Genomic DNA, 20521 nt, shown 5'->3' on the forward strand with positions numbered 1-20521 from the left:
GCCGGGCGCCGTCAGCCGCCCGTACGCTGCTCCCGCCCGGCTGCGGGGGCTCCGGCGGCCAGGGCCCGGAGGTGGTCGTCGAGCAGTTCGGTCTGGCGTGCGGGCGGGAACGCCGCCGGGTCGAGCAGCGCCTGCACGGTCAGGCCCAGGACGAAGGACTGGGCGCCGGCCGCGACGCACTGCGGGTCCCCGGCCGGCAGTTCGCCGAGCTGCTGCGCCGCTGCGACCAGGACCGCCAGCCGTTCGCGGCCCTCGGCGTAGCGGGCCGCGTGGTCGGCGCTCAGCGCGGGGTCCGCCAGGGCCGTGTCCCAGGAGGACACCCAGATGCGGTTGCTCGTCGTGGCCTCGGCGGTCCGCGGGAGGATGTCGAGCAGGGCGGCCCGTACGGCGGCCAGCCCCGCCGCGCCGTCCGGGTGCGGGCGTTCGGCGGTGCGGCGGCGGCCGAGCAGGTCGAGGGCGTAGGCGACGAGGTCGCCCTTGGTGGCGAAGTAGTGGGTGAGCAGGCCGGTCGTGGCACCGAGTTCCGCCGCGACGGCGCGCATCGTCAGCCCCCCGAAGCCGTGCGCGGAGAGCACGCGCCACACGGCCTCCGAGACGTCCTGGCGCCGGGCTTCGTGGTCCCCCTTGGTGCGTGGCATGCTGCTACCGTAATAGTCATAACGGTTGTTGTGTGAATGGGGTGCCCCATGTTCTCCCTGCCCTTGCAGGACGGTTCGCGGCTCGGCCCGCTGGAACTCCGCCACGCCGAGGAGTTCGCGGCGCACATGGAGCGGGCCCGCGAGCACATCCGGCCGTGGGTGGGCGCCGGATTCATCACCCGGGACGTGGACGGTGCGCGGGGCACACTGCGGCGCTACGCGGAGCGGCAGGCGGCGGACGGGGCCCGGCTCTACGGCATCCGCGACGCCGAGGGCGGGCTCGTCGGCGGGGTGATGTTCACGGCCTTCGACGCGGCCGGGGGCGTGTGCGAGGTCGGCTGCTGGCTGGAACCGGGTGCGGAGGGCCGCGGCCTGGTCACCGAGGCCTGCGCCCTGCTGCTGGACTGGGCCTTCACGGACCGGGGCCTGCACCGTGCGGAGTGGCACTGCCGGGCCGACAACGCACGCAGCGGCGCGGTGGCCCGCCGTCTCGGCATGACCTTGGAGGGCGTACACCGCGCGACCTGGCCCTTCGAGGGCGTCCGTCACGACAAGCAGGTCTGGGCCGTCCTCGCCCCGGAATGGCAGGCGCACCGCGGGCGGCGCGGGGCGGCGGCGTAGTCGGCGGCGTCCGGCCGGTCACCGGTCACGGGGGCGCGCCCGCGTCGCGCTCGCCCCCGTCCCGGCCCTCCTCCCCGTGCCCGTCTCTGCCCTCCGCCGCCAGGTCCCGGCGGTCGGCCCCCTCCTCACCAGCCCGGCCCTCGGCATCGCCGGCGGCACGGGCGCCGCCGTCACCGCCATCGCCCCCGCCGGAGTCCGGCGCCCCCTCCCCGTCACCGCCGCCGCCACGGCCGCGGAGGTGGCCGACGACCGTGTTGGTGACGGCGACCAGCGGGACCGCGACGACCGCTCCGCCGATGCCGGCGACCAGTCCGCCCGTGGAGACCGCCAGGACCACGGCGAGGGGGTGGACCCGGACCGCGCGCCCCAGGATGAACGGCTGGAGGATGTGGCCCTCGATCTGCTGCACGAGCAGCACCACCATCAGGGTCATCACCGCGGTGAACAGCCCCCGGGTGACCAGGGCGACGATCACGGCGAGCGCGCCCGAGGCGACCGCTCCGACCAGGGGGACGAACGAGGTCAGGAAGATCACCACGCCGATGGGCACGGCGAGGGGTACCCCGAGGAAGTAGATGCCGATGCCGATGAAGACGGCGTCGATCATGGCGACGATCATCGTCCCGCGCACGTACGCCGTCAGGGTGCGCCAGGCCGGCGGGCCTGCACCGGCCACTCCGGGCCGGGCCGCAGCCGGTACCAGGCGCAGGGTCCACTCCCAGATGCGCCTGCCGTCGTACAGCAGGAACAGCGTGCAGAAGACCGTCAGGAGCACGCCGGTGATCAGTTCGACCAGGACGGTCACCCCGTGGAGGCCGGTGGAGGCGATGGTGTCGGCGCCGGTGCCGATCGCATCGCTGAGCCGGCCCGCGATGTCGTCGACCTGCTGCTCGGTCACGTGGAGCGGGCTGTTCACCAGCCAGCGCTTCAGTTCGTGGATGCCCTCTTGGACGCGGTCCGACAGGTCGCCGAGGTTGTCGAGCACCTGCCATACGACGAACCAGCCCGCCAGACCGAGTGCGATGAACCCGCAGACGGCCGTGAGCGCGGTGGCCGGTCCGCGGGCCAGGCCCTTCCGCTGCAGGCGGGCCACCGTCGGCTGGAGCAGGGCGGTGACCAGCAGTGCGGCCATGAACACCAGCGCGACCAGTCGTACGGACCCGATCACCCGCATCACGATCCACAGGGCGGCGGCGATCACCACGAACCGCCAGCCCACCTCGGCCGCGACCCGTATGCCCCAGGGCACCGCCTGCGCGGGGGCGGCGGACCTCGGGACGGCCCGCTGCGCGGCGAGTTCGTCCCGGACCCGTTCGGCCTCCAGTTTCGCGTCGTGGCGTGCCAGGGCCTGCGCCCGGCGCTCGCCGAATGCGGCAGCGCCGCCCTTGAGACGACCGGCCCAACTGCGGATGACGGGCACGGCGCACCACCTTCCTCCGCCCACCAGCCCGTCTGCCCGCGCGGCGGGAGATCAGGCAGCCGGGTCGCCGGGCGCGGTCGGCAGCAGCGGCGCGCCGCCGCCCGCGGCCTCACACCTCGACGAACGTCAGGGTGTCGGAGGCCGCGTTGGCCACGCAGGCGTGGCGGTCGTCCGCGGTCAGGGCCACTCCGTGCGGGGCGCTTCCCACCGGGAAGGGGGGACCCGTCACCTTGAGCGCCGCCGTGTCCACCGCCACCAGGCACTTCTCGTTCGGCACCGTCACCAGCAGACGGGTCCCGTCGCGGGTGAGTGCCAGTCCGTGCGGAGCTCCGGGGAGGGCGACGGTGCCGCTCACCCTGCCCTCGGCGGTGTCCAGCACCAGCACCGCGTCCGCCCCGGCGTCGGCCACGTAGAGGCGGCGCCCGTCGGGGGAAACGGCCAGGCCGAAGGGGGAGATGCCCGCGCCGATGGGAGTGCCGGTCACGGAGTCGGCCGCGGTGTCGATCACGAGTACGGCGGCGGCGTCGGAGTCGGCCACGTAGACGCGGCGGCCGTCGGGGGCCACGGCGAGGCCGGAGGGACGGGTGCCGGCCGGGACCGGCGGTCCGGAGGGGGCGAGCGTGGACGTGTCGAGGACGTGGACGACCGCCCCGGCGGGGTCGGTCACGTAGAGGCGCCGGCCGTCGGGGGTGGGGGCGAGCATCTGCGGGCGGCCGCCCAGGGCGACCGGCCCGCCCGTCGCGGTCCCGGTGGCGGTGTCGATCACCGATACGGTGCCGGAGCCGGAATTGGCCACGTAGAGGCGTCTCCCGTCGGGTGACAGGGCCGCCCCGGAGGGCGCCTTCCCCACCGGGACGGACCGCGGCTTCGTCTCGACGAGCGTCACGTGCCCGGATCCGGAGGCCGCGACCAGGAGCCGGCCGCCGTCCGGGGTCAGCGCCAGGCCGGTGGGGGTGCGGCCGACCGGGATCCGCGCGACCACCGCCCGGGCGGCGAGGTCGACCGCACAGACGGTGCCGGAGTCCGACGCCGACACGTACAGCAGGCGTCCGTCGGGGCTCGCGGTGATGCCGCGGGGGCGGCGGCGGACGGGGATCGGGTCGCCGCTCACGGTGTGCGTGCCGGTGTCGATGACGGACACGCTGTCGGATCCGGGATCGGTGTTGGTGACGTAGACGTGTCGCCCGTCGGGACTGACGGCCAGCGCTTCGGGGAAGCTGCCCACCGGTACGCGGGCCACCGGCCGGAGCGTGGCGGTGGCCAGCACCGCCACCGCGTGCTCGTCGGTGAGGGCAACGTAGAGGAACCGGCCGTCGGGGGAAGCGGCCACTCCCAGCGGCCGCGCACCCACCTGGACCGCCGGTCCCGCCATGGCCAACGGCCGGGTGGAGATCACGGACAGGGTGTTCGCGTCGGCTTCGGTGACGTAGACCCGCAGGCCGTCCGGGGACAGGGCCACGCCCTGCGGTGCCCGCAGCCCCGGCAGGCTCCCGGTGACCTGGCGCGTGGCGGTGTCGATGGCCGAGAGCACCCCGCCCCCGACCGCGTACGCGGTCCTGCCGTCGCGGGAGAGTGCGAGGGACTGGGCTCCGGGCACGGTCACGGATCCCAGCGCCCGCTCCGTGCGCAGGTCCAGGACGCTCACCTTCGCGGCCCCCGCTTCGGCCACGTAGGCGAGCAGTCCATCCGGGGAGACGGCCACTGCGGCGGGCCCGGCGCCGGTGGGGATCTCGGCGTCGCGGGTGTCCACGACGGACACCGCGTCCGCTCCCCCGGCCGTGACGAAGACGTGCCGCCCGTCGGGTGCCACCACGGCCGACTCCGGCCGCGCACCCACCGGGGCCGTCAGCGCACGGGTGGAAAGGACCAGCAGGGACTGGCCCTTGAACGCGGGGGCGTACGCCCACCGCCCGTCGCGGCTGAGGACCAGCCGGAAGGGCGCGCCGGACAGGCCCACGGTCCGGCTCACCGTCAGGGTGCCGGCGTCGAGGACGGAGACCGTGTCCGACTGGACGTTGGCGACCAGCACGTGCCGTCCGTCGGGCGTCACCGCCACGTGCACCGGGAAGCCGCCGACCGGGACGGTGCCGATGACCGTACGGCTGCCGGTGTCGATGACCGACACCGCGTTCGCGCCGGTACCGGGGACGAAGACCCGCAGGCCGTCCGGGGAGACCGCCAGGCTCATGGGGGCCTTGGCCACGGGGATGGGGGTGCCGACCACGGTGTCCGTGGCCGTGTCGATGACCGACACGGTGCTCGCGCCCCCGTCGGCCAGGTAGAGGCTGCGGCCGTCGGGCGCCATCGCCAGGGCGAAGGGGTGGCCTCCTGTCGCCACGGTGCGGATCACCGTGTCGGATGCGGTGTCGATCACGGCCACGCCCTGGGCGTCCCGCAGGGCCACGTACACGCGTCGGCCGTCGGGGGTGATGCGCAGGGACACCGGACCGCCGGGGGTGCCGATCGTACGGATGACCGTGTTCGTCCCGGTGTCGACGACGGACACGGTGCCTGTGCTGCCGTCGATGGTGTACAGGCGCCTGCCGTCGGGAGCGGGCTCGACGTGATGGGCCGAGCAGGCGAACGTGCCCACCACCGCGCGGGTGAGGGTGTCAACCACGCTGAACGTACCGCCTTCGCAGGCGACGTACAGGGACCGCCCGTCGGTCGACATCGCCAGGTTGCGGGGCACGCGGCCGAGGGGGACGGGGGCCGGATTGGTGTTGATCACTCTTTCAGCATGGGACCGGACGGCAGGCGCTTTCCATCATGACGAGACGGCCATTCGGGTCACCTGCTGCCGCGGGGGTGGTCGGTCGCCGCACCCGGCACCCTCGTCGGCACGCACGCCGGCACCCTCGTCGGCACCCGCCCCCGGCCGCCGCGGAAGCCGGACCCGCGCAATCCGGTCAGCCTGGATGGACGTCCGGTGAACCGCGCGCGGCCGGCAGCAGGTCAGCGGCCCTCCTGCGGGCCGCCGCGCCGGGTGTCGCCCGGCATCGGTGCGCGCTCGCGTGCGGTGCACCCCTCCCCTGAGCTGCCCGAACGACCGTACGGACTCCGATAATCGAACGGCTTGTCTGTAAATCGGTCATCGATGTGCGCACACCCTACGCAGCATCCAGAATCAGGGACATGCAGTCGGCATTTCGCAGCCAACTGCCGGAATTCACCTTCGATTTGAAAGAGAGTCTGTCGTGCGTCACCGCATCGCCACCGTCTCCGCCGCCGCCCTCCTGGCCCTGGCCGGCGCCACGGGCCTCGCCCAGGCTCAGCCGTCCAGCCTGTACGCCCCCTCCGCGGTGGTCCTCGCGGTCTACCAGGGCGAGGACGAGGCCACCGCGGTACGGGCGGTCACGCTCAGCTGCGCACCGTCCGCCCAGGGGACCCACCCCGACCCCCGGGCCGCCTGTGCCTCCCTCGCCACCACGGCCGGCGCCCTCGACACACTCCTGGCCTCCCCCGACCCGGACCGCGCCTGCCCGATGCACTACGACCCCGTCACCGTCACCGCGGACGGCGTCTGGCAGGGCACCCGGATCTCCTGGAAGCACACCTTCTCCAACGCGTGCACCATGTCCCAGACCCTGAACGGAAGTCCGGTCTTCGCCTTCTGACCGCCCCGTCGGCAGACCGCCCCGTGGTCCGCCCGTTCCTCGGCGGTACCGTGAGGATCACGGGGATGGCAGGGATTGCGGGGAACTGGGTCGTGCGGCCGGCCGCAGCGGCGGACGTGGAAGCCGTCGCCGCGCTGCGTGCGACGGTGCTGCGGGCCGATCTGGAGCGACTGGGGCGCTACGACGCGCAGCGGGTGCGCCAGCGGCTGCGCGACGGGTTCGATCCGGCGCACACCTGGGTGATCGAGGTGGGCGGGGTGTTCGCCGGCTGCGTGGCCTTGCGGCCGGCCGCCGACTCCCACTGGCTGGAGCACTTCTACCTGGAGCCTCGCCTCCAGGGCCGCGGCATCGGCTCGGGCGTGCTGCGAAGGCTGCTGGAGCGGTGCGACCGGGACCGTGCCGCGGTCCGGTTGAACGTGCTGCAGGGCAGCCCGGCGCGACGGCTGTACCAGCGGCACGGCTTCACCGTGGAGTCCGAGGATCCCGTGGACGTGTTCATGGTCCGCGCGGCGGCGGGAGCGGCGTCTGTGTCAGAGCCGTCTGGGACGCTCTGAGCATGGAGATGACAGTGCAGCTGACGATCGACTGCTCCGATCCGCAGAGGATGGTGGCCTTCTGGGCCGAGGCCCTGGGCTACGTGCCCGAGCCGCCGCCGGGCGGGCACGCCACCTGGCGTGCCCACTGGCAGGCCATGGGGGTGCCGGAGGCGGAGCTGCCCGCCGGTGCCGGGGACGTTCCGGAGTCGATCGTCGATCCTGCGGGACGTGGGCCGCGGGTGTGGTTCCAGCAGGTGCCGGAGCCCAAGACCGCCAAGAACCGGTGGCACTTCGACCTGAAGGCCGGCGGGGGCCGGGACGTTCCCCTGGAGCTGCGCAGACAGCGGGTCGAGGCCGCGGTGGAACGGCTGGTCACAGCGGGTGCCACCGTGCTCCGGATCACGGACGAGCCGGCCACGGGGCACTACGCCGCCGCCATGCAGGACCCCGAGGGCAACGAGTTCGACGTGATCTAGGCAGTGTCCTGGCGATCAACAGCGGAAGCCTCTTGGGCCGAGCGATCATGCAGCAGTCGCCGCGCCAAGGTAAGGGGTGAAATGCTCGGCGACCTCTGCCGCCACCGCCACCGCGTCGAGCGTGCCGTCGACTTCGATGACGCGGATGCCGAGGCGGCGGGCGTTCTGTGCTGCGTCCTCGGCGACGAGCCGGTCACGGGCAATGCGGTTGGCCTGGGAGCGGGCCGGGTCGCTGACAGGGACGTTGAGAGTTCCCGCGCGCGGGAGGGTCCGGAGTTGGTGCTGGCGGAAGTCCTCGGTGGGGAGGAGGACGACCATTCGCCGGAGTGAGTCGAGCAGCGGCGCGACCAGCTCCGGTCGCAGCCCCCATCCCTCAGCGATCGCCGGCCGGCCGGTGAACAATGCGCGCAGGTCGTCCAACGCCCACTCGAAGCGGACCGGGAAGCCGGCCAGCGTCTCGGAGGCCATCTCCTCCGGGCTCTGGTCCAACCAGACATGGTCGGGGGTGGGATCTCCCACGGGCTCACCCAGGGCGACCCGACGCGCGATCCGGCGATCCTGGTGGCCGCGGGCGTCGTGATAGTCGTAGTGGTACACCGTCAATCCGTGCTTCCTGGCGATGAGTTCGGCGACCGTGGTCTTGCCGGACCACTGTGCGCCGCCGATCCACAGGGTGCGCCGCAGGCTGCCGTGTGGATCCCAGACGTCTGACATGAGTGTCCTCCCGTTGGAGAGCGGTGCAGAACTCCGCGCGGGAACGAGTGTCCTGGTTCGACAGTAAAAATTGCAGTCTTGTCTTCGCTGGGTGGTTGGCAGAGAGTGGAAAGGGATGGGTGGATCGTTCCCCTCGCGCTCCTGGCCGTGGCTGCTGCTCAGTCGAGTCGTTGATACGACCATGGGGCGCAGGAGTGATCTGACGAATGCCCAGTGGGAGCGCGCCTGGAGCCGCTCCTGCCGGTGAGCAACGGGCGTTGTGGCAGGTGGCGGGACCATCGTCAGGTCGCGAACGGGGTGCTGTACAGCCGCTCAGGTCCGGGCGGAACTGATCGACCGGCTGGCGGAGGTGGTGCGGAAGGTGAGGCGCTCGGCCGCTCGCGCGGCGGGTTCACTACCAAGATCCACCTGAGTGCGGACGGCCGCTGCCGGGTGCTCTCACTGGTCATCACTCCGGGGCAGTGCGCCGACTGCACCCCGTTCGAGCCGGTGATGGACAACATCCGCGTGCCGAGGCTGACCCGCGGCAGGCCGCGCACGACGCCGGACAGCGTCAGCGCGGACAAGGGCTACAGCAACCGGCGAACCCGCCGGTACCTGCGACGGCGCGGGATCCGGTACGTCATCCCGGAGAAGGCCGATCAGGCCGCCAACCGGGTCCGACGCGGCAGGGCCGGAGGCCGGCCGCCCGGTTTCGACACGGACCGCTACAGGCAGCGCAACACCGTCGAACGGGCGATCAACAAGCTCAAAGCCTTCCGCGCGGTTGCGACCAGGTTCGACAAGCGCGGCTACGTCTACCTCGGCACTCTCACCGCAGCCGCGCTCGTCATCCGGCTCCGCTCGTGATCGCCAGGACACTGCCTGGTGCGGTGGCCGGAACGGCGGGCGGCAGGTGCTCAGGAGCCCTTCAGGCGGCGGACGACCTCCTCGGTGACGCGGCGCTGGAGTTCGGCGAGCTGCTCGTCGGTGTAGTCCTTGAGGTCCCCGGGGGCACGGGGGTTCTTCGCCGCGTCCTGCTTCTGCTTCTCCCGGGCGGCCAGTTCGGCCGCCTCGGGCGAGCCCGGCAGTGCGTACGCGCACCGGATCAGGGCCCCGTCCGCCGCCTTGAGGCAGGTCGCCTCGCGGCCGTCGGTCTGGCCGCGGCCCTCCACCCGGTAGCGGATGTTCTGCTTGCTGCCGACGGTGGCGGTCCAGGTCGTGCCGCCGGTGGGCACGAGCTCGAAGACCTGGTCGTCGTTGTAGCAGCACACGTCCCGGTACTCGGCCTTGATCAGCGCGACCAGCGCCTGCGGGGAGGGCCAGGCGGGGTGCAGGCGGTGGATGGTCATGGGTGCGAGTCCCCCACCGCTGTGCCGGGTGGGCACGGTGGACACGGCGACGACCGAGGCGGCCTCCCCTTGCGGGGTGAGGGGGGTGACGTAGGCGCTCCCCCCGGCGGCATCCCCCCGGCGGAGGGTGAACTCGGATTCGTTGCCCTCGTTCGCGCCGTCCTCGGAGGCGTCCCAGCCGCTGCGCTCGAAGAACCAGTCGCCGAAGCCGCCCACGGCGGCCGTGGCCTCCCGCTGCCGGGCCGCCAGGCTCAGCGGATAGGACGGCCCGGGCACGGAGGCGGTGTCGGTGGTGAGGGTGAGCCGGCCCGTGTGCCCGTCGTAGAGGGCGACCCCGGCGGGCCGTTCGGTCACGACGAAGAACCCGGTCTGCCGCTTCAGCGGAACCACCACGACCGGCGTGCCGCCGCGGCAGAGCACGTACACGTCGCGGGCGTCGAAGCGGACCCAGCGGCGCTGCGCGGAGATCTTCCGCCCCAGGTTGTGCCCGAACCAGCCGCTCACCCGGGCGTCCGCCGCCGCCACGTCGAACGCGCAGCGCTCCTGGCTGCGTCCGGTGCTCCCGAGGGGCACCTCCTGCACGAGGCCGACCTCGTACCCCGCCAGCCAGCCGCGGCGCTCGACCAGCGTGGCGAACCGGTCCGCGTCGGGCAGGTAGGTGATGTCGGCGATCTCACCGGTGACATCGCCGAGGTGGGGGGCCGCCTGCGCCTTCCCCACCACGTACGGCGCCCTGGCCGCGAGTGCGGGCACGGCCCCGTCGACCACCTCGGCACTGGTCATGTACGCGCGGTCCTGGAGGTAGGAGCCGTACACCAGCCAGGCGACCGCCAGCCCCAGACCGGCGATGACGCCCAGCCAGCCGAGGGCGACGGCGCCGCTCCCGCCCCCTGCCTTGCTCCCCGCGCGGCGCGCCCGGCGCAGCAGGCGCACGAGCAGCCAGCCCGCCACCAGGGCGACGCACGCCACCAGGGGCAGGGCGAACCAGGCGAAGACCTTCCGGAGCTCCCAGACGAGGACCGTCGTGTAGTACGAGGCGTACCAGAAGACGAAACCCGCCACCGCAACGGCGGTGCCCCAGCGCACGATCCGGCCCATCGGTGTCCCCCCGCCCCGCGTCCGCCCCCCGGCGTCCGCCCGTACGGATCCGTACCCCGGCCGGGTCCGCATCATCCACGCACGGGCCCGGGCCGGCCGCCCGGGATGCCCGCCGGGAGCGCCGGTGCGGCGGCGGGTGCTGTCGCGGCCCCGTGGCGGTGGGGATACTCGGAGCGACGACGACCGGCACCCGTCTGCTGCGCGGACGGCACGCCAAGGAGGACCGCACCGATGGACGCGCTGAAGCTGCACCTCGCCTACCTCGACCTGACGACCGCGCATGTTGCGGACGCCCTCCTGCGCTTGGGACTTCCGGTACGCCAAGCCCCTGCGTCCGTCCGCCCGTTGTGGCCGGAGGCCCGTCTGATCGGGCGGGCCCTGCCCGCGCGCCACCACGGCAGCGTGGACGTCTTCCTGGAGGCCATGGGGCACGCAGCCGCCGGGGACGTCCTCGTCGTCGACAACGGCGGGCGCAACGACGAGGCCTGCGTGGGGGACCTCGTCGCCCTCGAAGCCGAACGTGCCGGGCTCACCGGCATCGCGATCTGGGGGCTGCACCGCGACACGCGCGAGCTGCGCGGCATCGGCCTGCCCGTCTTCAGCCAGGGCTCCCTGCCCTCGGGCCCGCAGCGCCTCGATCTGCAGGAACCCGACTCCCTCGCCACCGCCCGGTTCGGCGAAACGGAGGTCACCCGCGAGGACTTCGTACTCGGCGACGAGGACGGCCTGCTCTTCCTCCCCCTCGACCGCGCCGCCGACATCGCCGCCCGGGCGGCGGAGATCCGCGACACCGAACGCCACCAGGCCGCGCGGATGCGGCTCGGCACCAGCCTCCGGGAGCAGGTCCGCTTCGCCGACTACCTCGCCGCACGGGACCGGGACGGCACGACGTTCCGCGGGCACCTGCGCGCCATCGGCGGAGCCGTCGAGGAGTAGCCCGGGGCCGCCGGAACCCGGGGAGAGGGCGGCAGCGCTAGAGGAGTTTGCTCCGCGCCGAGCCCGGCCGGGGTGCCGCCCGACGGCCGCGGGCGGGGCGGCCCTCCCGGCCCTTGCGCACGGGTCCGTCCACGCCGGCGGCCCGCCGTGCCAGCCCGGCCGCCACCTCCTCGGAGACGCCCAGTACCCGCAGCTGTTCCTCTGCGCTGCTCCGGCAGGCCGGCAGCGAGCAGTGCACCGGGCTCGCACCGGTCCCGGCCGCGGGGTACGTCATCGTCTCCGGCGGCAGGTACATCGCCGCACATCCCAAGCACACGTAGGTCGTCCGCACGCTTTCCTCCCAGGTCGTGTCTTTCGGATATTGCCGGTCAAGCCCGCGGCGTCTGGTGCCGCGCACCGCAACGCGGGGGGTGGACCGCCGTACCGGACGTACTCGGTCTGCCCGACAGCTCGGCATCCAAGGGCCTTCAAGAAGAGCCGAGACGAAGCGAGCGGAGCGAGCGCAGTGCGGCGAGGCGCGGTGCCAGGCGTCGCGGGTCAGGCAAGATCCGGAAGACACGGCCTAGGCCTTGCCGGAGCCGTGGCAGTTGCTGCAGGCTCCCGTCCAGTGGCGGACGACGGGGCGCTGGCGGCCCGTCTCGTCCGTCTCCACCGAATGCTCGATGTGCTCGGTCAAGCCCGTCCCGCCACACGCCGTACACGACTGGTCACTCACCACTCCAGCATGACGCAGGCCGGACCCGAGCGGAACCACAACGCCGGACAACGGCGCGGTGCGTGCTCCGGTCACTCCTGGCGTGCCACGTCGAACGTGGAGCAGGTGGCCCCGGGCGCGCTGACCGTTCCGCTGATCACGGCGGGCCGGCCGGCGGTGACGGGGGCCTCCAGGTCGACGGTCAGGTAGCCGGGGGGACGGACGATCCAGCGGTCTCCGCGCAGGGCCATCCGACCGTTCTCGTACGCGCCGATCATCGTGAACGAGCCGTTCGGCACGTCGGGGTTGTCGGGGTGCGCAGAGAAGGCGAACACGGCGCGCAGGGCGCTGCCGCCCGCGCTGCTGATGGTCAGGTCGAGGCGGGTGAGGCCCTGGGTGCACCGGTAGGTGCCCTGCCAGGAGCCGACCACCCCGGGGACGCCGACCGCGGACGGGTACGGGGCCACGGTCGTGGCTCCGGCGGCGGTGCCCGGTCCTCCGAGCGGTCCGGACCGGCCGGGCTCCGGGCCCGATCCGTTGCGCGCGTCGGGCTGGCCGCTGCCGGTGCCGGGCCCGGGGCCCGGTGCAGCGTTCGTGTCCTCCCCCGCCCCCGGCAGGAGCCAGGCCAGGAGGCCGATTCCGAGCGCGGCGGCCGCGGCGGCGGTGGCGTAGAGGGCGGTACGCCCTTTCGACCGGCGCCGCGGACCGCCGTGGAGCCGTTCGTCCACCGGGTACTGGGGGAAGGTTGGGGGCAGCGGGCGGGGGCCGGACGGCGGCCCGGCGGGCGGGCCCGCGGGCGGTGGTCCGAAGCCGCCGACGCCGTGCCGCGGCGGCAGCGGCTGCCGTGCCGGCGGCTGCGGCCGCTGCGGCTCGGGCTGCTGCGGCTCGGGCTGCTGCGGCTGCTTGTCCAGCCGCTGCCGCCGCGGAGTCGTGGCCGTCGCGGCCGCCGGGTCCGCACCGGGCCCCGCGGGGGTACCCGGGTGGACGGCCGTCGGCGTACGCGGGTCGGCGCCGGTGGGTGTCCGCGGGTCGGCCCCGAGGGGTGCGGGCCCGGGGCGTGCGGGCCCGCGGCGCCCCGAACCGCCGGGGTCCGGCTCCCCTGGTCCCGCACCGTGCTCCGTGAACAGCAGTGCGGCCAGCGAGGAGGGCAGCCAGCGCGCTCCGCCCGCGGCGTCCGGTCCGTCGGACTCGCCGACGGTGCCGGACAGCTCCTCCAGCAGCCCGGGCACCGCGGGGCGGGCGGCCGGCCGCTTGGCGAGGCACCGGCCCACCAGGCGGCGCAGGCGCGGGGGCAGCCCGGCGATGTCGGGCTCCTCGTGGACCACCCGGTACATCAGCTGCGAGACCGTGCCCCCGCCGAACGGGCCGGTCCCGACGGCGGTGAAGGTCAGCAGGGCGCCCAGCGCGAAGACGTCGGTGGCGGCCGTGACGGGTTCACCGGTGAGCTGCTCGGGGGCCATGAACCCCGGGGTGCCCACCATGAATCCGGTCCGCGTCAGCTCGGTCGCGCCGTCGGAGACGGCCGAGATGCCGAAGTCGATGACGCGCGGCCCGTCGGGCGAGAGGAGCACGTTGGACGGCTTCAGGTCCCGGTGGACGACCCCCTGTGCGTGGATCGCCTCCAGCGCCTCGGCCACTCCGGCGGCCAGCGCGAGCACCGCCCGCTCGGGCCACGGGCCGTGGGCGCGCACGGCCTCCGCGAGGGACGGACCGGACACGTACGCGGTGGCCAGCCACGGCGGGTCCGCGTCGGGATCGGCGTCGACGAGGCCGGCCGTGAACACTCCGTTGACCTGCCGCGCGGCGGTGACCTCGCGTACGAACCGGTGCCGGAACTCCCCGTCCTCCGCCAGCTCGGGCCGTACCACCTTGACCGCGACGGCCCGGCCGCCGCGGGAGCGCCCGAGGTAGACGGTCCCCATACCGCCGCCGCCCAGCCTGCCGGTGATCCGGTACGGGCCGACCTGCGTCGGATCACCGGCCCGCAGTGCCTCCGGTTCGCGCTTCACCCGATTCCTTTCCGGGCGGGCCGAACGAGGGCTGCGGCCCGCCGCATTCCCGCCATGATGGCAGCGCCTTCCCCGCCCGCGCGCCGGATTCCCGAACTGCGCCTCCCGCTGGCAGCAGCTCCGGCGTCTGCCCTCCCCCGGCCTGCCGTCCCCCGGCGTGGGGGGCGGGCCGGGGGACGGCGGGCCGGGTGCGGTCCGTACGGCACCACCGGCCTTGCGCGGCCCTTGACTTCGTACGGCCCCTGCCCCAGCCTCGGCGCCATCGCCCCGCCCGCCGGACCGCGGGGCCGGCTCGCCGCGGCGCGGAGGGCCGAAGACCGAAGGCGGAGGGCGGATGGGACGGCTCGACGGCAAGACCGCGGTGGTCACGGGCGGTTCGGCCGGGATCGGTCTGGCGATCGCGCAGCGCTTCGTCGCGGAGGGCGCCCGGGTCTTCGTCACGGGCCGCCGGAGGGCGGAACTGGCCGCGGCTGCCGCGGCGTTGGGCGACGCCGCCACCGCGGTTCCCGGAGACGTGACCCGGGAGGCCGATCTGACCCGCCTCTACGCGGCGGTGGCCGCAACCTGCGGGCACGTGGACGTCCTGGTGGCCGGGGCCGGAGGCGGGCGGGCGGCCCGACTTGCGGAGCTCACCCCCGAGGAGTTCGACCGGACCTCGGACCTGAACTTCAAGGCGGTCTTCTTCACCGTCCAGCGCGCCCTGCCCCTGCTCCGGGACGGCGGCTCGGTCGTCCTGCTCGGCTCGGCCGCAGGGTCCGCAGGGTCGGAGCACTTCGGTGTGTACGCCGCGACGAAAGCCGCCGTCCGGTCCATGGCGCGCAGCATGGCGCTCGAACTGGCCGGCCGCGGGATCCGGGTGAACACCCTCAGCCCCGGCCCGATCGTCACCCCGGCCCTGGAGCGGGCGCCCGCCGGGGTGGTGGAGGCGGCGGCGGCCCGCGTCCCCCTCGGCCGCCCCGGCCGTCCGGAAGAGGTGGCCGCCGCCGCCCTGTTCCTCGCCTCGGCCGAGAGCAGCTACATCACCGGCATCGAACTCTTCGTGGACGGCGGGGCCCGGCAGGTCTGAGGCGGCCGATCCCGGCCCCTCAAGCGGCGGACGCGCCGTCCGCCGAAAAACTTCCGGGTGCGCGGCAACCCGGGGGCGGGTCAAGCGTCGTGCGGGGTGAGGGCCACGGTTCCGTGCCCTTCACCCGACCCAGGAGATCCACATGAAGAACCTCAGGCACGTTTGCGGTGCGGCCGTCGCGGCCGGAGTGCTCGCCTCCTTCGCCGCTGCCGCGGGGACGGCCCAGGCCGACTCCGCCGTCCCGGGCCCCGCCGAGGTGGCCGCGCCTGCCGCCGCCCCCGCGGCCGCGCCCGGCGGTGCGGCACCCGCCGTGGTGTCCGCGCCCGCTTCGGGTGCGCGGCCGCGTGCCGGAGCGAGCGCGAGGCCGAGTGCCGGGCCCGCCGCCGCCCCGTCGGCAGCCCCGTCCGCCGAGCAGCCGTCGGCCGACCCTTCGGCCGTGCCGTCGGAGGCTCCCTCCGGGGCGCCCGCCCCCGCACCGGCCCCCGCCGACGGTACGGCGGACGAGCTCGCGCATACTGGCTCGACCGCGACCACCGCAGCCCTGGGCGGCGGCGCCGCACTGCTCATCACCGCCGGCGCCGGATCCCTGTACGCCGTACGGCGGATCCGCACGCGCAACTGACGTGCCGCACCCGAGGAATCCCGTGCTCCACCTCGCCGTACCGCAGCCCGCGCCGCTGCCCGGCCCCGCACGCGCACCGCACGGCTTCGGCCCTGCGGTGCGCGGTCTGCTGCGCGGACTGTTGCGCCGCGCCCGGACCGCCGCCCCCCGGGACCGGGGCGGCCCGGCCACGTCCGGGGCCTCGTACCCGACCCGCCCGCAGCACGCCTCGTACCCGCAACACCCGGGGTGCGCGCCGTACGCCCGTGCCGGGGAGGTCGGTCCGGACGGTGGGCGGCCGCCCACCGTCAGCGAGCTCTACCACGCGCACCGCCTCCGCATGGTGCGCCTGGCCGTGCTGCTCGTCGACGACCTGCCCACCGCCGAGGACGTCGTGCAGGACGCCTTCACCGCCCTCTACCGGCGCCACGGCGAGCACATCGGCGAGGTGGACAACGCGCTCGGGTACCTGCGCACGGCGGTGGTCAACACCTGCCGTTCGGTGCTGCGGCGGCGGCGTACGGCCCGCGCCTGGACACCGCCCGTCCCGGTGGACGTCCCGTCCGCCGCGGAGCACGCCATCCTCCACGAGGAGCACCGCGAGGTACTGGCCGCGCTCGCCCGGCTCACGCCCCGGCGCCGCGAGGTCCTGGTCCTGCGCTACTGGGGCGAGCTCAGCGAGGCCGAGATCGCGGACGCCCTCGGCATCAGCCGGGGTGCGGTGAAGTCCAATGCGAGCCGCGCCCTCGACGCGCTGGAGAAGATCCTGGAAGGCCGGATGTGAACCCCACGTACGAGCACGAAGACGAGACCGGGTCGCGGCGGCCCGTGGAGCGGAGGCTGCGCGAGGCCCTCGCCGCCCGCGCCGGGGAGGTGACCGTCCGGGACCTGCGGCCCGCCGATCCGCCCGGCAGGCACCTTCGGCGGCTGCCCCTGGAGCGGCTGCGCCGCTTGGGCCTTCCGCTGGCCGCACTCACCGGCGCAGCCGCCGTCGCCGTCGCCGCGTACGTCGCCCTGGCCCCGGGCCCCCCGGGCGGCCGGCCCGTGCCGCCGGCGGCCCCGCCCGGGTGGACCACTCCCGACGGGGACCGGAGCCCCACCCGCGGCCCCGCCACGCCCACTCCGGCGCCGCAGCCTTCCACGCAGGTGCTCCCCCCGTCGGAGGCGCCGGCCGCCCCCAGACCTCCCGCCGCCTCCGCGAACCCGTCCTCCGAGGCGTCCCCCCGCCCCGGCTCAGGCCCGGTCGGGGAGCCCGGCCCCCGGGGCTGACCGGGCCGCGGGGAGAGCCGCCCCGCGCGCCTGCGGCGGCTGCGGGCGGCCGTGGTGTCAGCCCGCCCGGGGGCCGCCCGCTCACCGAGGAGTCCCCCGAGGCCGCGACCACCCGCAAGGGCAGGCTCCGCGGGCTGATGGCGCGCGAGCTGCTCGCCGCGCACGCGGCCGGGCGCGTGGAGGTGGCCATCGGCCGCGCCTCCGACTACTTCGGACCCCGCGGCGGGGCCCAGTCCAACCTCGGCGACCAGGTGTTCCCGGCCCTCCTGTCCGGCCGTGCCGCCACCGTCCTCGGCGATCCGGACCAGCCGCACACGTACACGTTCATCCCCGACATCGGGGAGGCGCTCGCTCTCCTCGGCGAGCACCCCGAGGCCCCGGGCCGCATCTGGCACCTCCCCAACGACCCGCACACCCGCACCACCCGCCGGCTCGTCGAGCTGGCCCACCGCGCCACCGGCCGCCCCGGCGCCGCCCGGCTGCGCCGGATGCCCGCGCTCGCCCTGTACGCGATGGGGGCGGTGAACCGCACGATGCGCGAACTCATCGAGATGCGGTACGAGTTCGCCGAACCGTACGTGGTCGACTCCCGCCTCATCCGGGACCGGCTGGGCGCCGTCGCCACCCCGGTCGAGGAGGCGCTGGAGCGGACGGCCGCGGCCTACCGTGCCGAGCTCAGTAGGTGACGAAGATCCGGCGCGCCGGGCCGTCCACCCGGACCCGGCCTCCGACGGGGATCACGAGCTGCGGATCAGTGTGGCCGAGGTCGACGTCGAAGACCGCCATCGTGTCGGGGGCGTACTCCCGGAGGGCGCGCAGGACGGACTCCCGCTGCCCGCGGCGGTAGTGCGCCCGTTCCCCGGCGTCGAACCGGTTCTCGAACGACCAGCTCTTCGCCCGGCCCATCAGCAGCACGGGGAACTGCTCCAGCAGCCCGCGCTCCCCCATGTTCCGCAGGATCCGGTACACCTCCTCGGCGCGCGGCATCTCCTCGGAGGTCTCCAGGAAGAGGACGTTGCCGACGTAGGCCTCGGCCGGCAGAACCTCGCGGTCGGCCATCAGCATCCAGGAGAGGATCTCCAGGTTGCCGCCCCAGGCGAGCCCTTCGACGACCCGGTCGCCGCGGTGCCAGGTCCAGCCGTCGGCCGGCTCCATTTCCGGCGCCGACTCGAAGGTGCGCGGGTCCTCCCAGGGGCGGTTGACGTCCCCGCAGCTGCTCGCCGGAGCGAGTTCGTACTCGCCCGAGGTGAACAGGGCCGCCCGGAGGGAATCCGCGGACAGCGGGTGCATCGCCCCGGGCCGTCCCAGCTCGACCATCACCGAGCCGCCGTGGTAGGCGACCATGCCGAGGTTCCGCAGGAACAGCAGCAGGTTGGTGTTGTCGCTGTACCCGAAGAACGGCTTGGGGTGGGCGCGGAGCAGGTCGCGGTCGAGGTGGCGCAGGACGGTGATCTGGTCCTCGCCGCCGATGCTGGCGATCACGGCCTTGATGCCGGGGTCGGCGAAGGCCGCGTGGATGTCCGCGGCCCGTTCGGCCGGGCTCGCGCCCATCGTGCGGGTCGTCGGGTATTCCACCGGCTCCAGCCCGAAGTCGTCCCGGAGCCTGCGCAGGCCCAGCTCGTAGGGCAGGGGGAAGAGGCCCGGCAGGCCGGAAGCCGGGGACAGCACGGCGACCCGGTCTCCGGGGCGGGGCTTGGCGGGGTGAAGGGGATCCGTCATCTGCAGATCATAGGAGCGGGCGGTGCCTGCACCCCGGGCATTTTCCCGGGGTGCAGGCACCGGCAGGCCAGGTCCCCGGCCGGGCCGCGGGCGAGTGGCGGCGCTCCCCCGGCGGCGGCGCGCGCCACGGCACGGCCTCCCAGGCCGGGGACGGCCGGGCCCGCACGGGTGGGCCTCCGGCGAGGGGCTGGGGTCGCCGGAGGGGCCGGTGCGTCAGGCTGCGGGGGCTGCGGTGCCTGCGATCGACTCCGGGCGGAGCAGGGCCGCGAGCGTCTCTGCCGGGAGCAGGCCGCGCTCCAGGACGAGTTCGGCCACGCCGCGGCCGGTGGCGAGGGCCTCCTTGGCGATCTCGGTGGCTGCGGTGTACCCGATGTGCGGGTTCAAGGCGGTCACCAGGCCGATGGAGTTCTCGACGGTGGCGCGCAGCACCTCCGTGTTGGCGGTGATGCCGGCCACGCAGCGCTCCGCGAGGGTGAGGCAGGCGGCGCGCAGGTGGGTGACGGACTTCGACAGCGAGTGCAGGATGACCGGCTCGAAGGCGTTGAGCTGGAGCTGTCCGGCTTCGGCTGCCATGGTGATGGTGACGTCGTTGCCGATGACCTCGAAGGCGACCTGGTTGACCACCTCAGGGATCACCGGGTTGACCTTCCCGGGCATGATGCTCGAACCCGCCTGTACGGGGGGCAGGTTGATCTCGCCGAGTCCGGCGCGCGGCCCGGAGGACAGCAGGCGCAGGTCGTTGCAGGTCTTGGACAGCTTGACGGCGATCCGCTTGAGCACGCCGGACATCTGGACGAACGCGCCGCAGTCCTGGGTGGCTTCGACCAGGTCGGCGGCGGTGACCAGGGGCAGTCCGGTGATGCCGGCCAGGTGGTGGCGGGCCGACTCGGCGTATCCGGCGGGGGCGTTGAGGCCCGTGCCTATGGCGGTGGCGCCGAGGTTGATCTCGTGGATGAGGCCGAGGGCCTCCGCGAGCCGGCTGCGGTCCTCGTCGAGCATGACGGCGAAGGCGGAGAACTCCTGTCCGAGCGTCATCGGGACGGCGTCCTGCAGCTGGGTCCGGCCCATCTTCAGCACGTCGTGGAACTCGGCGGCCTTGCGGGTGAAGGCGTCCTGGAGGACGGCCATGGCGTCGAGCAGGGTGCGGACCGCGAACACGGTCGCGATCCGCACGGCGGTCGGGTAGACGTCGTTGGTGGACTGGCCGAGGTTGACGTCCTCGTTGGGGTGCAGGTGGCGGTACTCGCCCCTCGCGTGGCCGAGGAGCTCCAGGGCGCGGTTGGCGATCACCTCGTTGGCGTTCATGTTGGTCGAGGTGCCGGCTCCGCCCTGGATGACGTCGACGACGAACTGGTCGTGGAGCTTGCCGGCGCGGATCTCCCGGCAGGCGGCGACGATCGCGGCGGCCTTCGCGGGCTCCAGCAGGCGGAGCTCCTCGTTGGCGAGCGCCGCCGCCTCCTTGACGGCGGCGAGGGCTTCGACCATGTGCGGGTAGGCGGAGACGGGCGTGCCGGTGATGGGGAAGTTCTCGACGGCCCGGAGGGTGTGGACGCCCCAGTAGGCGTCGGCGGGCACGTCGCGGTCGCCGAGCAGGTCGTGTTCGGTGCGGGTGGCGGCAGTCGTCGTGGGCATGGCCCTCTTCCTGGGTGGTGGGTGCAGCGGTGAGGGGTGCGGAGCCGGCCGGGCACGGCGGGCGGGTGCCCGGCGGGTCCGCGGCCGGCTCCCCGGAGGTCCGGAGCGGCCGTGGTGCGCGAGGCGTGCGGGCCCGCGCGCCGT

Annotated in this window: 19 protein-coding genes and 1 pseudogene; 10 read left to right on the forward strand and 10 right to left on the reverse strand. The window is 74.5% G+C overall.

What is annotated here, in order from left to right:
• Positions 1 to 11: 11 nt before the first annotated feature.
• Positions 12 to 638, reverse strand: a complete 627-nt coding sequence (locus tag ACZ407_RS08960; protein ID WP_468126747.1) for a TetR/AcrR family transcriptional regulator — start codon at positions 636 to 638, stop codon at positions 12 to 14.
• A gap of 48 nt (positions 639 to 686) precedes the next feature.
• On the opposite strand from ACZ407_RS08960, the gene ACZ407_RS08965 reads away from it, so the two are divergent.
• The gene (locus ACZ407_RS08965; RefSeq protein ID WP_468126749.1) at positions 687 to 1259 is read left to right on the forward strand and encodes a GNAT family N-acetyltransferase; all 573 of its coding nucleotides are present in this window, start codon (positions 687 to 689) and stop codon (positions 1257 to 1259) included.
• Positions 1260 to 1284: 25 nt separating this feature from the next.
• Here the strand turns inward: ACZ407_RS08965 and ACZ407_RS08970 are convergent, their stop codons facing one another.
• Together ACZ407_RS08970 and ACZ407_RS08975 are read right to left on the reverse strand one after the other, a co-directional pair.
• Positions 1285 to 2679 carry an AI-2E family transporter gene (locus tag ACZ407_RS08970; RefSeq protein WP_468126751.1) on the reverse strand — a complete coding sequence of 465 codons (1395 nt, stop codon included), beginning with the start codon at positions 2677 to 2679 and terminating at the stop codon, positions 1285 to 1287.
• A gap of 109 nt (positions 2680 to 2788) precedes the next feature.
• A complete protein-coding gene (locus ACZ407_RS08975; protein ID WP_468126753.1) occupies positions 2789 to 5410 on the reverse strand; it encodes a YVTN family beta-propeller repeat protein in 2622 nt (873 codons plus the stop codon).
• Positions 5411 to 5876: 466 nt separating this feature from the next.
• Between ACZ407_RS08975 and ACZ407_RS08980 the strand changes: the two genes are divergently transcribed.
• The 3 genes from ACZ407_RS08980 (at position 5877) to ACZ407_RS08990 (ending at position 7308) form a co-directional block, all read left to right on the forward strand.
• The gene (locus ACZ407_RS08980; protein ID WP_468126755.1) at positions 5877 to 6296 is read left to right on the forward strand and encodes a subtilase-type protease inhibitor; all 420 of its coding nucleotides are present in this window, start codon (positions 5877 to 5879) and stop codon (positions 6294 to 6296) included.
• A 65-nt stretch (positions 6297 to 6361) separates the two neighbouring features.
• Positions 6362 to 6850 carry a GNAT family N-acetyltransferase gene (locus ACZ407_RS08985; RefSeq protein WP_468126757.1) on the forward strand — a complete coding sequence of 163 codons (489 nt, stop codon included), beginning with the start codon at positions 6362 to 6364 and terminating at the stop codon, positions 6848 to 6850.
• Positions 6851 to 6852: 2 nt separating this feature from the next.
• Complete coding sequence (locus ACZ407_RS08990; RefSeq protein ID WP_468126759.1) at positions 6853 to 7308, forward strand: VOC family protein; 456 nt, start codon at positions 6853 to 6855, stop codon at positions 7306 to 7308.
• A gap of 45 nt (positions 7309 to 7353) precedes the next feature.
• Here the strand turns inward: ACZ407_RS08990 and ACZ407_RS08995 are convergent, their stop codons facing one another.
• A complete protein-coding gene (locus ACZ407_RS08995; protein ID WP_468126761.1) occupies positions 7354 to 8022 on the reverse strand; it encodes a hypothetical protein in 669 nt (222 codons plus the stop codon).
• Between the two features lie 181 nt (positions 8023 to 8203).
• Here ACZ407_RS08995 and ACZ407_RS09000 point away from each other — a divergent pair.
• A pseudogene (locus ACZ407_RS09000) lies at positions 8204 to 8871 on the forward strand (IS5 family transposase).
• A gap of 50 nt (positions 8872 to 8921) precedes the next feature.
• Here ACZ407_RS09000 and ACZ407_RS09005 read toward each other — a convergent pair.
• The gene (locus tag ACZ407_RS09005; RefSeq protein WP_468126763.1) at positions 8922 to 10451 is read right to left on the reverse strand and encodes a hypothetical protein; all 1530 of its coding nucleotides are present in this window, start codon (positions 10449 to 10451) and stop codon (positions 8922 to 8924) included.
• Positions 10452 to 10682: 231 nt separating this feature from the next.
• Between ACZ407_RS09005 and ACZ407_RS09010 the strand changes: the two genes are divergently transcribed.
• Positions 10683 to 11387 (forward strand): RraA family protein, encoded by a 705-nt coding sequence (locus tag ACZ407_RS09010; RefSeq protein ID WP_468126765.1) that lies wholly within the window; start codon positions 10683 to 10685, stop codon positions 11385 to 11387.
• Positions 11388 to 11424: 37 nt separating this feature from the next.
• Here ACZ407_RS09010 and ACZ407_RS09015 read toward each other — a convergent pair whose 3' ends face one another.
• Together ACZ407_RS09015 and ACZ407_RS09020 are read right to left on the reverse strand one after the other, a co-directional pair.
• Entirely contained in the window at positions 11425 to 11682 is a 258-nt protein-coding gene (locus tag ACZ407_RS09015; protein ID WP_468126767.1) for a hypothetical protein, read from the reverse strand.
• A gap of 491 nt (positions 11683 to 12173) precedes the next feature.
• A complete protein-coding gene (locus tag ACZ407_RS09020) occupies positions 12174 to 14090 on the reverse strand; it encodes a protein kinase domain-containing protein (RefSeq protein WP_468126769.1) in 1917 nt (638 codons plus the stop codon).
• A 334-nt stretch (positions 14091 to 14424) separates the two neighbouring features.
• Between ACZ407_RS09020 and ACZ407_RS09025 the strand changes: the two genes are divergently transcribed.
• Entirely contained in the window at positions 14425 to 15156 is a 732-nt protein-coding gene (locus ACZ407_RS09025; RefSeq protein ID WP_468126771.1) for an SDR family NAD(P)-dependent oxidoreductase, read from the forward strand.
• Positions 15157 to 15276: 120 nt separating this feature from the next.
• On the opposite strand, the gene ACZ407_RS09030 is transcribed toward ACZ407_RS09025, so the two are convergent.
• Positions 15277 to 15726: a hypothetical protein gene (locus ACZ407_RS09030; RefSeq protein ID WP_468126773.1), complete on the reverse strand. Its 450-nt coding sequence runs from the start codon at positions 15724 to 15726 to the stop codon at positions 15277 to 15279.
• A 74-nt stretch (positions 15727 to 15800) separates the two neighbouring features.
• Between ACZ407_RS09030 and ACZ407_RS09035 the strand changes: the two genes are divergently transcribed.
• The 3 genes from ACZ407_RS09035 to ACZ407_RS09045 all read left to right on the forward strand — a co-directional run bounded on the left by ACZ407_RS09035 (position 15801) and on the right by ACZ407_RS09045 (position 17712).
• A complete protein-coding gene (locus ACZ407_RS09035) occupies positions 15801 to 16541 on the forward strand; it encodes an RNA polymerase sigma factor (RefSeq protein ID WP_468126775.1) in 741 nt (246 codons plus the stop codon).
• Positions 16538 to 17026 carry a hypothetical protein gene (locus tag ACZ407_RS09040; protein WP_468126777.1) on the forward strand — a complete coding sequence of 163 codons (489 nt, stop codon included), beginning with the start codon at positions 16538 to 16540 and terminating at the stop codon, positions 17024 to 17026. Before ACZ407_RS09035 ends, ACZ407_RS09040 begins: the two co-directional genes overlap by 4 nt.
• A 137-nt stretch (positions 17027 to 17163) precedes the next feature.
• Positions 17164 to 17712, forward strand: coding sequence for a Rossmann-fold NAD(P)-binding domain-containing protein (locus ACZ407_RS09045; protein ID WP_468126778.1), 549 nt, complete (start codon positions 17164 to 17166; stop codon positions 17710 to 17712).
• On the opposite strand, the gene ACZ407_RS09050 is transcribed toward ACZ407_RS09045, so the two are convergent.
• Complete coding sequence (locus tag ACZ407_RS09050; protein WP_468126780.1) at positions 17702 to 18745, reverse strand: S66 family peptidase; 1044 nt, start codon at positions 18743 to 18745, stop codon at positions 17702 to 17704. The two genes, ACZ407_RS09045 and ACZ407_RS09050, sit on opposite strands and share 11 nt — an antisense overlap.
• A gap of 213 nt (positions 18746 to 18958) precedes the next feature.
• Positions 18959 to 20377, reverse strand: coding sequence for an aspartate ammonia-lyase (gene aspA, locus ACZ407_RS09055; protein ID WP_468126782.1), 1419 nt, complete (start codon positions 20375 to 20377; stop codon positions 18959 to 18961).
• Positions 20378 to 20521 lie beyond the last annotated feature (144 nt).

Source organism: Streptomyces sp. NPDC030809, from assembly GCF_055572195.1.